At 73.0% G+C, this 19387-nt stretch carries 15 protein-coding genes and 1 pseudogene; 13 read left to right on the top strand and 3 right to left on the bottom strand.

Features of this window, described 5'->3' with window-relative positions:
* Positions 1 to 41: 41 nt before the first annotated feature.
* The gene (locus LIX60_RS14620; protein ID WP_227958801.1) at positions 42 to 2096 is read right to left on the bottom strand and encodes a bifunctional aldolase/short-chain dehydrogenase; all 2055 of its coding nucleotides are present in this window, start codon (positions 2094 to 2096) and stop codon (positions 42 to 44) included.
* 298 nt (positions 2097 to 2394) lie between these two features.
* The gene (gene rhaI, locus LIX60_RS14615; RefSeq protein WP_227958800.1) at positions 2395 to 3573 is read right to left on the bottom strand and encodes an L-rhamnose isomerase; all 1179 of its coding nucleotides are present in this window, start codon (positions 3571 to 3573) and stop codon (positions 2395 to 2397) included.
* A gap of 312 nt (positions 3574 to 3885) precedes the next feature.
* On the opposite strand from rhaI, the pseudogene LIX60_RS14610 reads away from it, so the two are divergent.
* The 13 genes and pseudogenes from LIX60_RS14610 to LIX60_RS14550 all read left to right on the top strand — a co-directional run.
* Positions 3886 to 4236: pseudogene (locus LIX60_RS14610) on the top strand (substrate-binding domain-containing protein); the annotation flags it as partial.
* Between the two features lie 33 nt (positions 4237 to 4269).
* A complete protein-coding gene (locus LIX60_RS14605; protein WP_227958799.1) occupies positions 4270 to 4590 on the top strand; it encodes an L-rhamnose mutarotase in 321 nt (106 codons plus the stop codon).
* Between the two features lie 339 nt (positions 4591 to 4929).
* Entirely contained in the window at positions 4930 to 5952 is a 1023-nt protein-coding gene (locus LIX60_RS14600; protein ID WP_227958798.1) for a LacI family DNA-binding transcriptional regulator, read from the top strand.
* A 369-nt stretch (positions 5953 to 6321) separates the two neighbouring features.
* Complete coding sequence (locus tag LIX60_RS14595) at positions 6322 to 7653, top strand: serine hydrolase (RefSeq protein WP_227958797.1); 1332 nt, start codon at positions 6322 to 6324, stop codon at positions 7651 to 7653.
* A 234-nt stretch (positions 7654 to 7887) separates the two neighbouring features.
* On the top strand, positions 7888 to 8973 hold the full coding sequence (locus tag LIX60_RS14590; RefSeq protein WP_227958796.1) for a glutathione S-transferase family protein: 1086 nt from the start codon (positions 7888 to 7890) through the stop codon (positions 8971 to 8973).
* Between the two features lie 178 nt (positions 8974 to 9151).
* Positions 9152 to 9322, top strand: a complete 171-nt coding sequence (locus LIX60_RS14585) for a hypothetical protein (protein ID WP_227958795.1) — start codon at positions 9152 to 9154, stop codon at positions 9320 to 9322.
* Positions 9319 to 10701 carry a TrkH family potassium uptake protein gene (locus LIX60_RS14580; RefSeq protein ID WP_227958794.1) on the top strand — a complete coding sequence of 461 codons (1383 nt, stop codon included), beginning with the start codon at positions 9319 to 9321 and terminating at the stop codon, positions 10699 to 10701. Before LIX60_RS14585 ends, LIX60_RS14580 begins: the two co-directional genes overlap by 4 nt.
* Positions 10694 to 11356 carry a TrkA family potassium uptake protein gene (locus LIX60_RS14575; RefSeq protein ID WP_227958793.1) on the top strand — a complete coding sequence of 221 codons (663 nt, stop codon included), beginning with the start codon at positions 10694 to 10696 and terminating at the stop codon, positions 11354 to 11356. The genes LIX60_RS14580 and LIX60_RS14575 overlap by 8 nt, the downstream gene beginning before the upstream one ends.
* Positions 11357 to 11638: 282 nt before the next feature.
* Positions 11639 to 12910 (top strand): aspartate kinase, encoded by a 1272-nt coding sequence (locus LIX60_RS14570; protein WP_227958792.1) that lies wholly within the window; start codon positions 11639 to 11641, stop codon positions 12908 to 12910.
* A complete protein-coding gene (locus LIX60_RS14565; RefSeq protein WP_019707499.1) occupies positions 12907 to 14010 on the top strand; it encodes an aspartate-semialdehyde dehydrogenase in 1104 nt (367 codons plus the stop codon). The genes LIX60_RS14570 and LIX60_RS14565 overlap by 4 nt, the downstream gene beginning before the upstream one ends.
* Positions 14011 to 14489: 479 nt before the next feature.
* Entirely contained in the window at positions 14490 to 15065 is a 576-nt protein-coding gene (locus tag LIX60_RS14560; RefSeq protein ID WP_308101327.1) for a SigE family RNA polymerase sigma factor, read from the top strand.
* On the top strand, positions 15062 to 16375 hold the full coding sequence (locus tag LIX60_RS14555; RefSeq protein ID WP_227958790.1) for a hypothetical protein: 1314 nt from the start codon (positions 15062 to 15064) through the stop codon (positions 16373 to 16375). Before LIX60_RS14560 ends, LIX60_RS14555 begins: the two co-directional genes overlap by 4 nt.
* Before the next feature lie 119 nt (positions 16376 to 16494).
* A complete protein-coding gene (locus tag LIX60_RS14550; protein ID WP_227958789.1) occupies positions 16495 to 17472 on the top strand; it encodes an SURF1 family protein in 978 nt (325 codons plus the stop codon).
* Positions 17473 to 17517: 45 nt separating this feature from the next.
* Here LIX60_RS14550 and LIX60_RS14545 read toward each other — a convergent pair whose 3' ends face one another.
* On the bottom strand, positions 17518 to 19386 hold the full coding sequence (locus LIX60_RS14545) for a prolyl oligopeptidase family serine peptidase (RefSeq protein WP_227958788.1): 1869 nt from the start codon (positions 19384 to 19386) through the stop codon (positions 17518 to 17520).
* Position 19387: the final 1 nt, after the last annotated feature.

Here is a 19387-nt window from a genome sequence, read left to right as displayed (position 1 = left end):
GGCCGGCGCACGCGCGCCCGGCCCGCGACCCTGCCCCCGGTTCACCGCAGGAACGCCGCCGCCACCCCCGCGTCCACCGGGATGTGCAGCCCGGTGGTGTGGCTCAACTCCCCTCCTGTCAGGGCGAAGACGGCGTTCGCGACATGCTCCGGCAGAACTTCCCGCCCCAGCAGCGTCCGCCGGGCGTAGAACTCGCCCAGCTTCTCCTCCGGCACCCCGTACACCGCGGCCCGCCGCGCGCCCCATCCCCCGGCGAAGATGCCGGAGCCGCGCACCACGCCGTCCGGGTTGACACCGTTGACGCGGATGCCGTGTCCGCCCAGCTCGGCGGCGAGCAGCCGCACCTGGTGGGCCTGGTCGGCCTTGGCGGCGCCGTAGGCGATGTTGTCGGGGCCGGCGACGACGCCGTTCTTGGAGACGATGTAGACGATGTCGCCGCCCAGGCCCTGGTCGGTCATGATCCGGGCAGCCTCGCGGGAGACGAGGAAGGAGCCGCGCGCCATGATGGCGTGCTGCCGGTCCCAGTCCGCGGCCGTCGTCTCCAGGAGCGGCTTGGAGACGGAGATCCCGGCGTTGTTGACGACGAGGTCCACCCCGCCGAAGGCGAGCGCCGTGGTGCGCAGGGCGTCCGCGATGCCCTGCTCCGAGGTGACGTCGGCGGTGACGGCGACGGCCCGGTCCGGCCCGCCCAGCTCCCCGGCGACCGTCCGCGCCCGCTCCCCGTCCAGATCGGCGACGGCCACGGCCGCGCCTTCGGCGGCCAGCCGGTGGGCGACGGCCCGTCCGATGCCCGAGCCGCCGCCGGTGACCAGCGCGATCCGCGTCGCCAGCGGTTTGGGCGCCGGCATCCGCCGCAGCTTGGCCTCCTCCAGCTGCCAGTACTCGATCCGGAACTTCTCGCTCTCCTCGATGGGCGCGTACGAGGAGACGGCCTCGGCGCCGCGCATCACGTTGATCGCGTTGAGGTAGAACTCACCGGCGACCCGGGCGGTCTGCTGGTCCTTCCCGAACGAGAACATGCCGACGCCCGGCACGAGCACGATCGCCGGGTCCGCGCCGCGCAGGGCGGGGGAGTCCGCCGTCGCGTACCGGGTGTAGTAGGCGGCGTACTCCTCGCGGTAGGCGGCGTGCAGGTCCCGCAGCCGGGCCGCGGCCTCGGCCGGGGGTGCGCCGGGCGGCAGGTCCAGCAGCAGCGGGCGGACCTTGGTGCGCAGGAAGTGGTCGGGGCAGGAGGTGCCCAGGGCGGCCAGCTGCGGATGTGCGGCGTGGGAGAGAAAGTCGAGGACGGCGGGGGAGTCGGTGAAGCGGCCGACTTGGCGGGCGTCGGTCGAGACCAGCCCGCGGATCAGCGGGGCGAGGGCGGCGGCGCGTGCGCGGCGCTCCCCCTCGGGCAGCGGTGCGTATCCGTCGAGCACGGGCCCGAAGGGCTCCGCCCGGCCGCGTTCGGCTAGGAACTCCTCGGCGCCCCGGATGATGCGCAGCGCGTTGCGCTCGCACTCCTCGGAGGTGGCGCCCCAGGCGGTGATGCCGTGCCCGCCGAGGACGACGCCGATCGCCTCCGGGTGGGCGGCCTCGACGGCGGCGATGTCCAGCCCGAGCTGGAAACCGGGGCGGCGCCAGGGCACCCACACCACGCGGTCGCCGAAGCACTCCTTGGTCAGCGCCTCGCCGTCGGCGGCGCAGGCGAGCGCGATGCCGGAGTCGGGGTGCAGATGGTCCACGTGGCGGGCGCGGAGGAGGCCGTGCATGGCGGTGTCGATGGAGGGCGCGGCGCCGCCCCGGCCGTGCAGGCAGTAGTCGAAGGCGGCGACCATCTCGTCCTCGCGTTCGACCCCGGGGTAGACCTCGCGCAGGGCGCGCAGCCGGTCCAGGCGGAGCACGGCGAGCCCGGCCTCGGTGAGGGTGCCCAGATCACCGCCGGAGCCCTTGACGTACATCAGCTCGACCGGGCCGCCGGTGACCGGGTCGGTGGCGGTGGCCTTGGCGGAGGCGTTGCCGCCCGCGTAGTTGGTGTTCCGGGGGTCGGAGCCCAGCCGGTGCGCGCGTTCGAGCAGGGCGGCGACCTCGGGGTGGACGGTGGGGACGGTGGCAGCCATGGCGGAGCCCTTCGGTACGGGGACGGGCCGGTGCGGGGGAGAGGCGTGAGGCGTGCGGACCCGCGGGGGCGAAGTGGCGGGGAGGGGACGGGAGACGGTGCGGGGAGCTGGGGGTACGGGGCTCCGGGTGCCGGCGCGCGGGCGGCGTACCGGCGGGGCGGACGGTGGAACAGGCGGGCGAAGGGCCGGATGTACAGGGGGACCGGTGGACCGGGGGACCGGGTGTACCGGGGTACGGGGATGAGCCGGCGGACCGGGTGAGCAGGGGGCGCGGCCGGGCGGGCCGGGCCGACCCGGCTCAGGCCCCCCAGCCGGCCTGTTCGCCTCCCACCCGCTCCGCGACGATCCGTTCCTGCCAGCCGGATTCCCGGTAGGCGGCCATCGGGTCCGGGTGCAGCCCCTGCTCCTCGCGGAGTCCGGCGAGCAGCGGTCGGACATCGGTGTTGTAGGCGTCCATCAGGACGGCGTTCGCGCCGAGGACGTCACCGGCCCGCTGTGCGGCGCGCAGCGCGTCGAGGTCGACCAGCAGGGCCTTGGCGGTGGCCTCCTGGACGTTCATCACCGAGCGGATCACCCCGGGGATCTTGGCCTCGATGTTGTGGCACTGGTCGAGCATGAAGGCGACGCCCTCCATGCCGTCCCCGTCCTCGAAGCCGCCGTTCTTGGCCACCTCGTGCAGGATGCGGAAGAGCTGGAAGGGGTCGGCGGCGCCCGCCATCAGGTCGTCGTCGGCGTAGAAGCGGGAGTTGAAGTCGAAGCCGCCGAGTCTTCCCTCGCGCAGCAGGAGGGCCACGATGAACTCGATGTTGGTTCCCGGGGCGTGGTGCCCGGTGTCGACCACCACCCGTGCCCTGGGCCCGAGTTTGAGGCAGTGCGCGTAGGCGGTGCCCCAGTCCGGCACGTCCATCGTGTAGAAGGACGGTTCGAAGAGCTTGTACTCCAGCAGCATCCGCTGCCCCTCGCCCAGCCGTTCGTACACCTCGGCCAGGGCCTCGGCGAGCCGGCCCTGGCGGGTGGCGGTGTCGTCCTGGCCGGGGTAGTTGGTGCCGTCGGAGAACCACAGTTTCAGGTCCCGCGATCCCGTGGCGTCCATGATGGCGACGCATTCCAGCAGGTGGTCCGTGGCCTTGCGGCGCACGGCCGGGTCGGGGTGGGTGACCGAGCCGAGCTTGTAGGCGTCGTCCTGGAAGACGTTGGAGTTGACCGTGCCGAGCCGCAGTCCCCGCTCCCGGGCGTACGCGGCGAGCGCCGCGTAGTCGTCCACCCGGTCCCAGGGGATGTGCAGGGCGACGCTCGGCGCGACGCCGGTGTACCGGTGCACCTGGGCGGCGTCGTCGAGCTTCTCCCGGACCGTGCGCGGGACGCCGGGCTGCGCGAACACCTTGAACCGGGTGCCCGAGTTGCCGTACGCCCATGAGGGCGTCTCGATGGCCAGGGACCTCAGAGCCGCCTGCACGGCGGATACGGCGGCAGTCATGGATCGGCGCTCCCCCGGGCCTCGGTATTGAATCGTTTTGACTCGGAAGCTAAGGGCGCCCTCCCGAGCTGTCAAGGGTGCGGAACGGCCCGCCCGGACCCGGCAAACCAGGCTCGCGGGCGAAGATCGGGAACTGCCGCGTGCACGCCCATTGACGCCGCCGCCGGGGCGGTTCTACGTTCCCCGGCAACGGGATGAATCCTTTCACCCGGCCTCCTCGCTCCACCCCTTCGCCGTCCCGGCCCCGGAACCGTCGAGCCGCCCCCGCCGCCGAGGAGCCCCCATGAACGAGTCCGACCCGGGCGCGGAACCCGGGGCATCATCTCGCCCGCCGCCGTCGGCATCTCCGCGGCGGCCCGCTACCTCAGCGACTCCTCGTACACAGGGAAGGTCGTCCTGAACGGCCTCGGCACGCCCGACCAGATGCGCAAGTACATTAAGGACGGCACGGTGGAGCGGTTCTCCCTGTGGGACCCGGAGAAGCCGGGCTATCTCGGCGCCTACGCCGCGGCGGCCCTCGCCTCCGGGCAGATCACCGGTGCGGAGGGCGAGACGTTCACGGCCGGGGAGCTCGGTGAGTACACGATCGGCACGGACGGAGAGGTCGTTCTCGGCCCTCCGACGGTCTTCACCGAGGACAACATCGACGACTTCGACTTCTGAGCCCGGCCGACGGGGACCGGAAGGGGACCGGACATGCGGCGTGTCTGCTTTCTGCTCCAAGTCCGCCGGGAGCGCCTCGACGCGTACCGGGAGCGGCACGCCGCCGTCTGGCCGGAGATGCTCGACGCGCTCTCCGCGGCCGGCTGGCGCAACTACTCGCTCTTCCTGCGGGAGGACGGCCTGCTCGTCGGCTATCTGGAGACGGACGACTTCGAGGCCGCCCTGCGGGCGATGGCGGAGACGGAGGTCAACGCCCGCTGGCAGGCGGAGATGGCGCCCTTCTTCGAGACACCCGACGGGGCGCGGCCGGACGAGGCCATGCGCCCGCTGGCCGAGGTCTTCCATCTCGACTGAGGCGCCGTGCCCCGGCCCGCGCCCCGGCCCTCACCGCGGCGCCCGCCCTCGTGGACGCCCCCGCCCATGCCCACGCCCGTGTTCCGCCCCGCACCCGCCCCAGTTCCAGGAGTCCCGGATGGCCACCCGCGTCCCCGCCGTCATGCGCGCACCGATCGGCCCCGGAAGCGGGGCGGACGGGGCCGGAGCCCGAGCCGGAACCCGAGCCCGAGCCCGAGCCGGAACCCGAGCCCGAACCCGAGCCCGAACCCGAGCCCGAACCCGAGCCCGAACCCGAGCCCGAGCCCGAGCCGGAACCGGGGTCCGGGCCGGAGCCGGAGTTCCCGGGGCGGTGCTCTGATGGCGGCGCAGTCGGTGGGCATCAAGGACGTGGCCAGGGCCGCCGGGGTCTCCGTCGGCACGGTCTCCAATGTGATCAACCGCCCGGACGCGGTGGCGGTGGAGACCCGTGCCCGGGTCCAGTCCGCCATCGAACGGCTGGGCTATGTCCGCAGCGAGTCGGCCCGCCAGTTGCGGGCCGGCCGGAGCCGTATCGTCGCCCTGCTCGTCCTCGACATGGGCAACCCCTTCTTCGTGGACGTCGCGCGCGGCGCCGAACGCGCGGCGCGGGCGGCCGGGATGCGCGTCATGGTGTGCAACAGCGCGCAGAGCCCGGAGGAGGAGGCGGAGTACCTCTCCCTCTTCGCCGAGCAGCGGGTGCGCGGCGTCCTGCTCACCCCGGCCGACGCCACCGGCCGCAACCTGGACGCCTTCCGCCGGCACGGCATCCCGTTCGTGCTGGTGGACCGGGTGGCGGCGGACGCGGCCGAGTGCTCCGTCTCGGTGGACGACGTGGCGGGCGGCGCCCTGGCGGTCCGGCACCTGGTGGCGGCCGGTCACCGCTCCATCGCGTACATCAGCGGACCGCCGCACCTCCAGCAGATCCGCGACCGCCGCGAGGGCGTCCTCCGGGCCCTCGCCGAGGCCGGACTGGAGCCGGAGACGCTCTGCGAGATCCCCACCGAGAGCCTGGACGTCCCCGCCGGACGTGACGCGGGAGCCAGGCTGCTGGGCCTGGCCGACCGCCCCACCGCCGCGTTCTGCGCCAACGACCTCCTGGCGCTGGGCCTGCTCCAGTCGATGTTCGCCGCCGGGGTGGCCGTGCCCCGGGACATGGCCATCGTGGGCTACGACGACATCGAGTTCGCCGCGGCCGCGACCGTCCCGCTGACCTCGGTCCGCCAGCCGGCCGTCCGGATGGGCACGCTGGCCGCCGAACTGCTCCTCCAGGAGTCCGGCGGCGACATGGCGGACCACCGCCACGAGCACATCGTCCTCCAGCCCGAACTCGTCGTCCGCGACTCGAGCCCGCCGCGCCGCTGACGCCGACCGGGTGACCGAGGGCGTTCGAAGCGGGGCGGTCTGCCGCTGCCCTTCCGCCCGCCGGCGCACACAGGCCCGGCCGGCCGGACCGACCCCGACCGGGCGGGCCGCCCGGACCGTACGGACACGGGCGAGGTGCCGGTACGGGCGGCGCGCGGCCGGTGCGCGGGGGCACGGAGGGCCGTACGGACGCGACGGATGTAGGGGGCATCCCCGGGGCGCTCCCCGCCCACGGTCCGGGACCGTCCCGGGACGGCCCCGATGCCCGCCGGGAGCCCGGACGGAGAGCGTTGCCCTATGGCATCCACACCGAACCCGTCCACACCGAACCCGTCCACACCGAACCCGTCCACACCGAACCCGTCCACAGTGAACCCGTCCACACCGGAACAGCCCGGCGGGCCGGACCGGGCGCGCCCGGCCGGACCGCATCGCCGCTGCCACGGCCGGCTGCTGCTGCCGGGCGCGGCCGCCCTCACCGCCGCGGCCCTGCTGGCCGGTGCCGCGCCGCCGGCGAGCGCGGTGGCCGGCCCCCGTCCGTTACCGGCCCACGCCGCCCCGGGCGTTCCCACCCAGCCCGCCTCCGCCCCTGCCCCTGCCGGCTCCGTCCCTGCGGGCCGCCCGGCGCCCTCCGCGCCCGTACCGGCCCTGAACCCGTCCGCGCTCCGCGCCGCGATCGACGACCTGGAGCACCCGCCGGTGACCGCCGCGCAGGTGCGGATCAGCGGGTCGGCCGGCTCCTGGTACGGCGCCTCCGGCGTGGCCGACCTGCGCTCCGGCCGGAAGGTGCGGCCGGACGACCGCTTCAAGGTCGGCAGCGTCACCAAGGTGTTCGTGGCCACGGTGGTGCTCCAGCTCGTCGCCGAGGGCCGCGTGGACCTGGACACCCCGATCCAGCACTATCTGCCGGACGCGCTGCCCGCCTCGTACGCCCCGGTCACCGTCGAGCAGCTCCTCAACCACACCAGCGGGCTGCCCGCCGAGGTCGGATGGCCCGACATGAGCACCCCGGAGGCGGTCTTCGAGCACCGGTTCGACCACTGGACGCGGGAGCAGCGGCTCGCCACCCTTCCTCCCGGTCCGATGAAGTTCGAGCCCGGCAAGCGGCAGGAGTACCGGGGCATCAACTACGTCCTGGCCGCTCTCCTCGTCGAGAAGGTGACCGGCCGCCACTTCGGCGAGGCGATCGGCGCCCGCCTGCTCCGCCCGCTCGGCCTGCGTCACACCTCCGTGCCCGTCGACGATCCGGGGATCCGCGGACCGCATGTGCGGGGCTATCTGGAGATGTCCGACGGAACCCTGCGGGACATCACCGCGTTCGACCCCTCGGCCTCCTTCGGCCAGGGCGAGATGATCTCCACCACCGGGGATCTCACCCGCTTCATCACCGCCCTCTTCTCCGGACGGCTGCTCCCGCCCCGGCTGCTGGACCGGATGTTCACCCTGCCCGAGGGCGTGACGATGACGGACGGGAGCCCCGCCCGCTACAGCACCGGCCTGCAGACCGCGACCGTCAACGGAGTCACCTTCTGGGGCAAGACCGGTGAGCGCTACGGCTACGCGGGCGGCATGGTCGCCACGCGCGACCAGCAGCGCCGTCTTGTCTACGCCTTCAACCCGACCCATCGCGACGACACCCAGACCGAGATGACCCTCCGCATCGCGGACGCGGCCACCCGCGCCCCGGGGGCCACCGGCTGATCACCGGCCGGATACCGGCGGACGGTCCCGGAGCAGGCGCGCACCCCGCGCTCCGGGACCGGACCGTCCGGACCGTCCGGACCGTCCGGACCGTCCGGACCGGGCCTCAGGGGCACATCCCCTCCGGAACAGGGCAGAAGCACGGAGACCGACGCCCGCCGCCCGCGGTGCCGGCACCGCGCACCGCCGCCGCCGAAGGGCCCGGGCGCGAGCACTGCGGGAGAGGAGCGACGGATGGACGGCACCGCCGACACGGACACCGCCGAGACGGACACCGCCGACACGGAGACCGGCGGCCCCGAGGCGAACGGCCCCAACAGCAACACGGCCTACGGACACCGGCCCTTCCGGCGCTCGAAGAGCCACTTCACCGACCGGATCACGGCCGACGCCCGCGACGGCTGGCCGGTCGAGGCCGGCCGCTACCGCCTGGTCGTCAGCCGCGCCTGCCCCTGGGCGAGCCGTGCCCTGGTCTCCCGGCGGCTGCTCGGCCTGGAGGACGCGCTGTCGCTCGCCGTCGCGGACCCGGTTCAGGACGACCGGAGCTGGCGTTTCACCCTCGACCCGGACGGCCGCGACCCCGTCCTCGGCATCCGCTTCCTCAGCGAGGCGTACGAGGCGCGGGAGAAGGGCCACCCGGGCGGCGTCAGCGTTCCCGCGGTCGTCGACATACCGTCCGGCAGGCTCGTCACCAACGACTACCAGCGCCTCACCCTGGACCTCGCCACCGAGTGGACGGCCCTGCACCGCCCCGGCGCACCCGACCTCTACCCCGAGCCCCTGCGCGACGAGATCGACGAGGTGATGGAGGGCGTCTACCGGGACGTCAACAACGGCGTCTACCAGGCCGGTTTCGCCACCGGCCAGGACGAGTACGAGGAGGCGTTCCGCGGCGTCTTCCGCCGCCTGGCGCTGGTCTCCGAACGCCTGGCCGACCGCCGCTACCTGGTCGGCGACAGCATCACGGAGGCGGACATCCGGCTGTTCACCACCCTCGTGCGCTTCGACGCCGTCTACCACGGCCACTTCAAGTGCAACCTGCGGAAGCTCAGCGAGGACCCGGTGCTGTGGGCCTACGCCCGCGACCTCTACCAGACGCCCGGTTTCGGCGACACCGTGGACTTTGACCACATCAAGCGCCACTACCACCGGGTCCACACCGGCATCAATCCGACGGGCATCGTCCCCGCCGGCCCGGACCTCTCCGGCTGGCTCGCCCCCCACCACCGCGAGCAGCTCGGCGGCCGTCCCTTCGGCGACGGCACCCCGCCGGGCCCGCCCCCGTCCGCCGAGCGCATCCCTCCGGCGGGACGCCCGTGACCGGTCCGTTCATACTGAGGGCGGGTACGGTCATATGCCTGCCCCGCACTGCCCTGCACCGCACCGCCGCGCACCGCCCCGCCCGGCCCGGGGTGCGGCAGGTGAGCAGCGCGGCAGCATGATGGGGGTCCCGAGCCGCGGAACGCGGAACGGAATGCGGAACGGAGCGCGGAGCGGAGTGCGGAGACGTGACGTGCGGATCATGACGGCCGCGGTGGGGCGGCCGGACGGGGCCACCGGTACGGTCCACCCGGCCGCCCCGGCCGCCCCGGCCGCCCCGGCCGCCCCGGCCGCCCCGGCCGCCCCGGCCGCCCCGGCCGCCCCGGCCGCCCCGGCGGTGCCCCGGTGACCGGCCTCGTGGCGAAGCGCTTCGGACGGAGCGGTTTCCGCCCCGGGATGGCGGCCCCGCTGCGCCATCCGGGGCAGATCCTCGTCGGCGGGTTCGCGGCGGCGGTGGCGGTCGGCACGGTGCTGCTGTCGCTGCCCGTGGCCACGGAGACCGGGGAGCGCACGCATCTGGTCGACGCGGTCTTCACCGCCACCTCCGCGGTGTGCGTGACGGGTCTGGTCACCGTGGACACCGCCGGGCACTGGTCCACCTTCGGGGAGGTCACCATCCTGGTGCTCATCCAGGCCGGCGGTCTGGGCATCATGACGCTGGCCACGCTGCTCGCGGTGCTGGTGTCGCGCCGGCTGCGGCTGCGCACCCGGCTTCTGGCGCAGATGGAGACCAAGACGCTCAGCATGCGCGGGATGCGCCGCGTCGTGCGCAACATCGTGCTGTTCAGCCTGGCCGTCGAGGCGGTGGTGGCCGCGGTGCTCGCGGCGGTGTTCCTGACCGTCCACGACCGTCCCCTCGGCGCCTCCCTGTACGACGCGGTCTTCCACGCGGTCTCCGCCTTCAACAACGCCGGTTTCTCCCTCAACTCCGACAGCCTCATGGGATACGTGGACGACCCGTGGGTGTGCCTGCCGATCGCGGCGGCCGTCGTCGTCGGCGGTCTCGGGTTCCCCGTCGTCTTCGAGCTGGCGCGGGGCTGGCGGCGGCCGCGGTCGTGGTCGGTGCTGACCCGGATCACCGTGGTGCTGACGTCGGTCCTGCTGGTCCTGGGCACCGTCGTGATCACCTCCGCCGAATACACCAACCCCCGGACGCTGGGGCCGCTGGACACTCCCGGGAAGTGGCTGGCGGGCTTCTTCGCCTCGGTGATGTCCCGCACGGCGGGGTTCAACAGCATCGACACCTCGGCCCAGGTACCGGAGAGCCTGCTGGCGACCGATGTCCTGATGTTCATCGGCGGGGGCAGCGCGGGCACGGCCGGAGGGATCAAGGTGACCACCTTCGGGCTGCTCGCCTTCGTGCTGTGGGCGGAGATGCGGGGCGAGCCGGGGGTGCAGGTCGGGCGGCGCAAGGTGCCCGAGAGCAACCAGCGGCAGGCGCTCGCCATCGTCCTGCTGAGCGTCGGCGGTGTGGCGCTGGCGACCTTCAACCTGCTGGTTCTCACCTCCTACAGCCTGGACCAAGTACTGTTCGAGGCGATCTCGGCCTTCGCCACGGTGGGTCTGTCCACCGGGATCACCGGCGAACTGCCACCGGCCGGGAAGGTGCTCCTGACCGTCCTGATGTTCGTGGGCAGGCTCGGCCCCCTGACCGTGGCGTCCGCCCTCGCCCTGCGCGACCGCGCCCGCCGCTACGAGCTTCCCGAGGAGAGGACCATCGTTGGCTGACAGCAGCAGGGAACCCGTCGTCGTGATCGGCCTGGGCCGCTTCGGGAGCTCCCTGGCCCTGGAGCTCACCAGCCGGGGCACCGAGGTCCTGGCCGTCGACAACAGGCCGAAGGTGGTGCAGAGCCTGTCGGGCCGGCTCACCCACACCGTCACCGCGGACTGCACGGACATCGAGGCGCTGCGTCAGCTGGGCGTGCCCGACTTCTCGCGCGCCGTGGTCGCCATCGGCTCGGACATCGAGTCCAGCATTCTGGTCACCTCGCTCCTGACCGAGCTGGAGATCGAGAACATCTGGGCCAAGGCGATCAGCATCCAGCACGGCCGGATCCTGGACCGGATCGGCGCCCACCATGTCGTCTTCCCCGAACACGACATGGGGGAGCGGGTGGCCCATCTGGTCTCCGGCCGGATGCTCGACTACATCGAACTCGACCCGGCCCACGCGCTCGTCAAGGTCAGCCCGCCCGGGGAACTCGTCGGCGTGCCGCTGCGCGAGGCCCGGGTGCGGAACCGGTACGACGTCACCGTGGTCGCCGTCCAGCCCTCCGGCGGCGAGTTCACCCACACCACCCCCGACACCGTTCTGGCCTACGGGGACGTCATCCTCATCCTCGGCCGCATCGACAAGGTCGAACGTTTCGCCAATCTCCCCTGAGACGGCTCCCCGCAGCCCGCCCCCGGTGCGGGACCGTGAGCACCCCGTTACGCGCCGTCTCAGTACGTGAGCTGCGTCTCGTTCCCGTGTGGGGTGCCGGAAACCGGGCAGGGGTCGTCGCTGGAGCGGGTGGGGACGCCCGCCCGGTGATCATGTTCTGAGACGGTGTCTCAGTGGGTGAAACCCGGGCGTCCGTTTTCGCCCGCTCGATAAACTGAGCCGACCGCAGGGTTCCGCTTCGCCGCGGGGCCCCCGGAAGACAAGAGTTGCGAGGAGCGCACCGTGGGCCTTGTCGTACAGAAGTACGGCGGCTCCTCCGTCGCCGATGCCGAGGGCATCAAGCGCGTCGCCAAGAGGGTCGTGGAAGCCAAGAAGAACGGCCACCGAGTGGTCGTCGTGGTGTCCGCGATGGGCGATACGACGGACGAGCTGATCGAACTCGCGGAAGAGGTGTCCCCGATGCCCTCGGGGCGCGAGTTCGACATGCTGCTGACCGCCGGAGAGCGGATCTCCATGGCCCTGCTGGCGATGGCGATCAAAAACCTGGGCCACGAGGCGCAGTCCTTCACGGGCAGCCAGGCCGGGGTCATCACCGACTCGGTCCACAACAAGGCCCGGATCATCGACGTCACGCCCGGCCGGATCCGCAGCTCGGTGGACGAGGGCAACGTCGCCATCGTGGCCGGCTTCCAGGGCGTCTCCGCGGACAAGAAGGACATCACCACCCTCGGCCGCGGTGGTTCCGACACCACCGCCGTCGCCCTCGCCGCGGCGCTCGACGCCGAGGTGTGCGAGATCTACACCGACGTCGACGGCGTCTTCACCGCCGACCCCCGGGTCGTCAAGAAGGCCCGGAAGATCGACTGGATCGCGTCCGAGGACATGCTGGAGCTGGCGAGCTCCGGCTCCAAGGTGCTGCTGCACCGCTGCGTCGAGTACGCACGCCGATACAACATCCCGATCCACGTGCGGTCCTCTTTCTCCGGACTGCAGGGAACATGGGTCAGCAACGAACCGCGAGGGGACCAGCCGATGGAGCAGGCGCTCATTTCCGGTGTCGCGCACGACACGTCCGAGGCGAAGGTCACGGTCGTCGGGGTGCCGGACAAGCCGGGCGAGGCCGCCAAGATCTTCCGGGCGATCTCGGACGCCGAGATCAACATCGACATGGTCGTGCAGAACGTGTCGGCGGCCACCACCGGCCTCACCGACATCACCTTCACGCTGCCGATGACGGACGGCAAGAAGGCCATCTCGGCGCTGGAGCGGATCAAGGACGCGGTCGGCTTCGAGTCGCTGCGCTACGACGACCAGGTCGCCAAGGTGTCGCTGGTCGGCGCCGGCATGAAGACCAACCCGGGCGTCACCGCGACCTACTTCGAGGCGCTCTCCAAGGCCGGGGTCAACATCGAGCTGATCTCCACCTCCGAGATCCGCATCTCCGTGGTCATCCGCGCCGACGAGGTCAACGAGGCCGTGCGCGCCGTGCACACCGCCTTCGGCCTGGACAGCGACAGCGACGAGGCCGTCGTCTACGGAGGGACCGGCCGATGAGTGCCGCCGGCACAGGAACCGGCACAGGCGCCGGCGGCGGGGCCGGCCGCAAGCCGACCCTCGCCGTCGTCGGGGCGACCGGTGCCGTGGGCACGGTCATGCTCGGCATCCTCTCCGAGCGCAAGGACGTCTGGGGCGAGATCCGGCTGATCGCCTCGCCGCGCTCGGCGGGGAAGAAGCTCACCGTGCGCGGTGAGGAGGTCGAGGTCGTCGCGCTCAGCGAAGAGGCGTTCGAGGGCGTCGACGTCGCGATGTTCGACGTGCCCGACGAGGTGTCCGCGCAGTGGGCGCCGGTCGCCGCCGCCAAGGGCGCGGTCGCCGTGGACAACTCCGGCGCCTTCCGGATGGACCCGGACGTGCCGCTGGTCGTCCCCGAGGTCAATCCGCACGCCGCCCGGATCCGTCCGCGCGGCATCATCTCCAACCCCAACTGCACCACGCTGTCGATGATCGTCGCGATGGGCGCGCTGCACGCCGAGTTCGGCCTCAGCGAGCTGATCGTCTCCTCGTACCAGGCCGTCTCCGGCTCGGGCAAGGAGGGCGTCGACACCCTGCGCGAGCAGATCGGCAAGATCGCGGGGACGGAGCTGGGCACCCAGCCGGGCGACGTCCGCCGCGTGGTCGGCGACCTCGGTCCGTACCCGGCGCCGATCGCCTTCAACGTGGTGCCGTTCGCCGGCTCGCTCAAGGAGGACGGCTGGACGTCCGAGGAGCTGAAGGTCCGCAACGAGTCCCGGAAGATCCTCGGCCTGCCGGATCTGCGGGTCACCGCGACCTGTGTCCGGGTGCCGGTCGTCACCACGCACTCGCTGACCGTCCACGCGCGCTTCGAGAACGAGGTCACCGTCGCCCAGGCGCACGAGATCCTCGCCGCCGCCCCCGGTGTGGTGCTCTACGACAACCCGGCCGCGGGGGAGTTCCCCACCCCGGCCGATGTCGTGGGCACCGACCCGACCTGGGTCGGCCGGGTGCGCCGGTCCATGGACGACCCGCACGCGCTGGAGCTCTTCGTCTGCGGCGACAACCTCCGCAAGGGCGCGGCGCTCAACACCGCCCAGATCGCCGAGGTGGTCGCCGCGGAGCTCACGGCCGCGGTGTGACGCGACCGCGGTGTGACGCGGACGCCGCCCCGGACGCTGGGGGGTACGAAGGGACGGGACGCTGTGCCCGCTCGGCTGCCCGCTCAGCGGACGGAAACCGGTCGACAAGGTTGACCCAGGCGATAAGATGTGGACGCTTTGCGGGTTCTGTGAAGGCTTTGTGATCGTAACGATGATCAAGGGCGCTTGAACTGGATCATTGTTCTGTTCGACGATGCGCTCCCCGCCTGCCGCAACCGCGGCCGGGCGGGGAGCGTCTTTGCAGTAGTCCCTCGAAGTCGCTCAACTCAATGGGGCATTGGGGGATGAACTGTGCACATGAGGGCATTCGATGCATCGGCAAACGTGGCGGGGCGCGCGTACAACCCTGACGGGGGGTCGCGTGTCCAACAGGCGTGGCAGAGGCATTCGGTATGGCATCAACCCCTGGGGGCGGCGCGGCGGTTCTGCGCCCGCCCCGTTCGCGCACGCTCGGCGGGATGCCGGTGATCGCCCCGATGCCCGCAGCGCGGCCCGCCCGCATCCCCACCCAGCGCGAGGGCGCTGACGACGTGATCGCAGCGGGCACCACAGTCGACCACCTCACCGAGACCTACCGCGCGCACTACCGCTCCCTGCTCGGTCTCGCCGCACTGCTGCTCGACGACACCGCCTCGTGCGAGGACGTCGTCCAGGAAGCCTTCATCCGGGTGCACTCCGCCCGCAACCGTGTCCGCGACCCGGAGAAGACCCTCGCGTATCTGCGGCAGACGGTCGTCAACCTCTCGCGCTCGGCCCTGCGCCGCCGCATCCTCGGGCTCAAGCTGCTCTCCAAGCCCATGCCCGACATGGCGAGCGCCGAGGAAGGCGCCTACGAACAACTCGAGCGGGACCAGCTCATCCGCGCCATGCGGGGGCTGCAGCGCCGGCAGCGCGAGGTCCTCGTCCTGCGCTACTTCGCGGACATGACCGAAGCGCAGGTCGCTGACACACTCGGCATATCGCTCGGCTCGGTCAAGGCATACGGATCACGGGGGATCGCGGCGCTGCGCGTCGCCATGGAGGCCCCGGCATGACAGATCTGCAGCATGGAGCGGACGGCCCCGAGAGGCCGGACCGTTCCCATGATTCGCCGCGCCTCGAAGAGCCGGAACCCTCGGGCTCCCCGGAGAGCGCGGACGGCGCGGACCGCACGGACGGGCCCGCGGGGGAATCCGCCGGCTCCGGTGTCGAGGAGTTGCTGAAAGCCCTGAGAGCGACCGGGGCGACCGGGGCGCCGGAGAACGGGGCGGAACCGGAGTCCCCGGAGGACACCGGCCCCCGGGGCGACCGCCCGGAGCCGTCCGCCCGCCCGGAGAAGTCCGGTGGCCCGGACGCCGCCGAGCCGGACTCGGCCATGGACGAAGAGGCGCTGCGGCGGCTGCTGCGGACCGTCGTGGAGGACATCGAACCGTCCCGCGACTCCCTGGATCACCTGCGGCACGCCGTACCGGCCCGCCGTGCGCGCAAGCGGCAGGCGCTGGTCGGTGCCGTCGCGGCCGTACTGCTCGTCGGCACCGCCGTGCCGGGTCTGCTCCGGGTCGCGGACTCCGGCACGACCGACGAGGACCAGCGGGCCAACACGGCCAGCAGCCAGCGGACCCAGGGCGGCGCCGACGGCACCGGCGGTGACGACTCCGGGGCCGGCGAGACCGATGAGCGCAAGCCCGGCAAGACCGCGGAGAAGGACGGCGGCAAGGACGCCGAGGCCGGCGGGAAGAGCGAGCGCGACCGGCAGCGGAACGGCAGCGGTGCGAGCGCGGGTGCCACCCCCTCCCAGGGCATGGCCGCCAGTTCGCCCAGCTGCGAACGCACTCAGCTCGGCAGCGGAACGGCGGTCAAGGGCGAACCGGACTCCGAGAGCAAGATCTACGGCAGCTTCCGTCTCGTCAACGTCTCCGACACCACCTGCACCGTCTCCGGTCCCGGGCTGGTGACCGCCGCACCGCAGGGCACGGCGGAGAACATCCAGGTCGTCGACCACACGCTCGGCGACGCGGCCACCGGCCTGCCGGACCCTGCCGAGGACACGCAGCAGCTCATCCTCGAACCCGGCCAGGCGTACGAGGTGAGATTCGCCTGGGTGCCGGCCCAGGGCGGTGCCGGAGGGTGCCCGACCCCGGGCACGTCCCCGGAACCGGAGACCTCCGACAGCCCGAGCGGAGACGGCACCATGTCCGACGGCGGCAACCAGACCATGGGCGCGCCGACGGAGGAGGAGCCGCCCCCGAGCGGCAGCGTGCTGCTCACGCACATCCCCGAGGCGGGTGAACCGGCCGCGTCCACGGTGACGATCGGCAATGTCTGCGCGGGAACGGTCTACCGCACCGGCGTCATCGCCGGCTGAACCCCGGTCGCGCTCCGGCTGCGTCCCCGGCCGGACGAGGCGGTGCGTTCAGGGGGACGGGCCGGGGCCCGGCGCACCCCGGCATCCGCTCCGCGGCCGTCTCCCCGTACCGTGGGTGTGTGTACCGGTTTCTGCTGACTCCCCGATGGTGGGGAATCAATGTCTTCGCCGCACTCGCCATTCCCTTCTGCCTCTTCATGGGCAGCTGGCAGCTCGGCCGGTTCGAGGCGCGCGCCGACTCGCACCGGGAGCAGCAGCAGAGCGCGGAGTCCACGACGCGGCAGACCGCCGAGCCGCTGGCCGAGCTGCTGCCGGTCACCCAGCGGACCACCGGCCGGATCGCCGAGGCGACCGGAACCTACGGCACCCAACTGCTCGTCCCGGAACGCCGGCTGGACGGCCGGGACGGCTTCTACGTCCTGACCCTGCTGCGTACCGGTGGCGGTCCCGCCCTGCCGGTCGTCCGGGGCTGGCTGCCCGGTGACGCGGACACCGCGGAGGCACCGGCGCCGCCGAAGGGCGAGGTCACGGTCGTCGGCGCGCTTCAGGCCCCGGAGAACCGGAGGTCCGAGGGAGCGCGCGCCGGCGGCCTGCCCGAGGGGCAGATCGGCATCATCAGCGCCGCCGCGCTCGTCAATGTGGTGCCGGACGATGTGCACAACGCCTGGATCACCCTGACCGAGGGCAGCGACGGGCTGCGCCCGGTTCCTCCGGCCGTCGCCCAGAACACCGGACTCGACCTCAAGGCGTTCCAGAACCTCGGCTACACCGGTGAGTGGTTCGTCTTCGCCGGCTTCGTGCTCTTCATGTGGTTCCGCCTGTTCCGCCGGGAGGTGGAGACCCAGCGCGACCTGGCCCTCGGCCTGGTCCCGGCCGCGGCGGGCCCGGCCACCGCACTCGCTCCGTCCGCCGGGACGGCGCCGACCGGAGAAGCCGCGCCCTCCGCCGGGACGGCCGGGGCGGCTGGGGCGGCCGGGGCCGAGGAGCCCACGGAGACCGCCGCCCCGGACACGCCGGCGGACGAACCCGCGCTTCCGCCACCGGCGGGGACGGCCACCGGCCGGAGCGGCGGCGGGCGCCCCGGAGCGGAAGCCTGACCCGCACGCCCCGCCCGGAGCCACGCCGCCGCCCCGGCGCCGGGGTCACACCCCCAGGTGCCGCCGCACGAAGTCGATCTCCATCCGCAGCTGCTTGATCCGCTCCTCCACCACGAGCGATCCGTGCCCGGCGTCGTAGCGGTAGACCTCGTGCGGCACGCCGCGCTGTTCCAGGCGGCGGACGTAGTTCTCCACCTGGCGTATCGGGCAGCGCGGGTCGTTCACCCCGGCCGAGATGTAGACCGGGACCCGCACCGCGTCGACGTAGGTCAGCGGTGACGAGGCCTCGAACCGCTCCGGGACCTCCTCCGGCGTTCCGCCGAGGAGCGTCCGGTCCATCGCCTTGAGCGCCTCCATCTCGTCGTGGTACGCCGTGACGTAGTCCGCGACCGGCACCGCCGCCAGCCCCAGCGACCAGGACCCCGGCTGGGTGCCCAGACCGAGCAGGGTGAGATAGCCGCCCCAGGAGCCGCCGGACAGCACCAGCCGCTCCGGGTCGGCGAGCCCCGACTCCACGGCCCATTCCCGGACGGCCGCGATGTCCTCCAGCTCGATCAGCCCGACGCGGTGCTTGAGGGCGTCGGTCCACTCCCGGCCGTAGCCGGTGGAACCGCGGTAGTTGACGCGGACGACGGCGAAGCCGTGGTCGACCCAGGCGGCCGTGCCGGAGGCGAAGGCGTCGCTGTCGTGCCAGGTGGGCCCGCCGTGGATGTCGAAGACGCAGGGGAACGGCCCCTCGCCGGCCGGCTTCTGCACCAGCGCGTGCACCCGGCCGCCCGGCCCCTCCACCCAGGCGTCGGTGACCGGCACCGAACCCGGCGCCTTCGCTCCCGGCGGATCGAGGACGACCCGGCCGGCGGTCGAGCGGATCTCGGGCGGCTGCGCCGCCGAGGACCACAGGAACTCCACGGTGCCGTCCGGCCGCGCCGTCGCGCCGGAGACCGTACCGGCGGGCGTCTCGATCCGGGACAGCTCGCGGCCGGCCAGGTCGTACCACCACAGCTCGCCGCGGGCCTGGTGGCTGTGCTCGACCAGCAGCGCCGAGCCGTCGGGGGACCAGCCCGCGCCGATGTCCCCGGGAAGGCCGATGGCGAGGGCGGTCTCCTCGCCGGTGACCGGGTCCCAGATCATCGGCTCCCAGCGGCCGCCGCGCTGGTGCCCGACCAGCAGCCGGGAGTCGCCGGCCACCGGCGCGAAGCCCATCACCATCAGCCCGAGCTCCTCGGAGCCGCCCTTGGTGTCGTCCAGCTCGGCGACCGTCTTCCCGTCGAGCGTGACGACGCGGATCGCCGAGTGCATGGCGTCGCCGTGCTCGGTGTGCTCAAGGGCGATCAGGGAGCTGTCGTACGACAGATCGCCGACCCCCGCGGACTCCGGATGCCGGTAGATCTCCACCGGCTCACCGCCGGGCCGCACCACATGAAGGGACGAACCGCCCTCCCCCTCGCCGTCCGCGGACTCGTCCACCGACCGGCCGACGACCGCCGTGCCGTCCCGGCCGAGGGCCAGCCCGGCCGGGTACGAGGGGGCGAGGCCGGGCACCGCCGGTACGTCCTCCCCGCCCTCGAACGGCTGCCGCATCCAGACGCCGAACTCGTCCCCGTCCGTGTCGCGGAACCACCAGATCCACCGGCCGTCCGGGCTCAGCACGCCGTCCGTCGTGCCGTTCGGCCGGTCCGTGACCTGGCGCTGCGCGCCCGTCGAGCGGTCCCAGGCGTACAGCTCGAAGACGCCCGTGGCGTTCGAGACGAACAGCGAGCGGTCCGGGGCGTCCTCCGCCCACTCGGGGAGGCCGACCCGCGGGGCCCGGAACCGCAGCTCCCAGTCGGGCACACCGGGCCCGGAGGGCGCGGCGGCCCCGGTGGCGGCGGACGCGGGCAGGGCGGAGGAGCGGGCAGAGGTCTCGTCGGTCATG

This window comes from Streptomyces sp. S07_1.15, assembly GCF_020739505.1.
GTDB classification, from domain to species: domain Bacteria; phylum Actinomycetota; class Actinomycetes; order Streptomycetales; family Streptomycetaceae; genus Streptomyces; species Streptomyces xinghaiensis.
Note: the sequence above shows the minus strand (reverse complement) of the source record. Positions and strands in the feature narration are given on the sequence as shown.

Excerpts from the sequence above, each read along its gene's own strand:
- LIX60_RS14555 (WP_227958790.1), top strand. The coding sequence starts at position 15,062 with ATGACAGATCTGCAGCATGGAGCGGACGGCCCCGAGAGGCCGGACCGT.
- LIX60_RS14565 (WP_019707499.1), top strand. The coding sequence starts at position 12,907 with ATGAGTGCCGCCGGCACAGGAACCGGCACAGGCGCCGGCGGCGGGGCC.
- LIX60_RS14590 (WP_227958796.1), top strand. The coding sequence starts at position 7,888 with ATGGACGGCACCGCCGACACGGACACCGCCGAGACGGACACCGCCGAC.
- rhaI (WP_227958800.1), bottom strand. The coding sequence starts at position 3,573 with ATGACTGCCGCCGTATCCGCCGTGCAGGCGGCTCTGAGGTCCCTGGCC.
- LIX60_RS14620 (WP_227958801.1), bottom strand. The coding sequence starts at position 2,096 with ATGGCTGCCACCGTCCCCACCGTCCACCCCGAGGTCGCCGCCCTGCTC.
- LIX60_RS14560 (WP_308101327.1), top strand. The coding sequence starts at position 14,490 with ATGCCGGTGATCGCCCCGATGCCCGCAGCGCGGCCCGCCCGCATCCCC.
- LIX60_RS14600 (WP_227958798.1), top strand. The coding sequence starts at position 4,930 with ATGGCGGCGCAGTCGGTGGGCATCAAGGACGTGGCCAGGGCCGCCGGG.
- LIX60_RS14545 (WP_227958788.1), bottom strand. The coding sequence starts at position 19,386 with ATGACCGACGAGACCTCTGCCCGCTCCTCCGCCCTGCCCGCGTCCGCC.
- LIX60_RS14605 (WP_227958799.1), top strand. The coding sequence starts at position 4,270 with ATGCGGCGTGTCTGCTTTCTGCTCCAAGTCCGCCGGGAGCGCCTCGAC.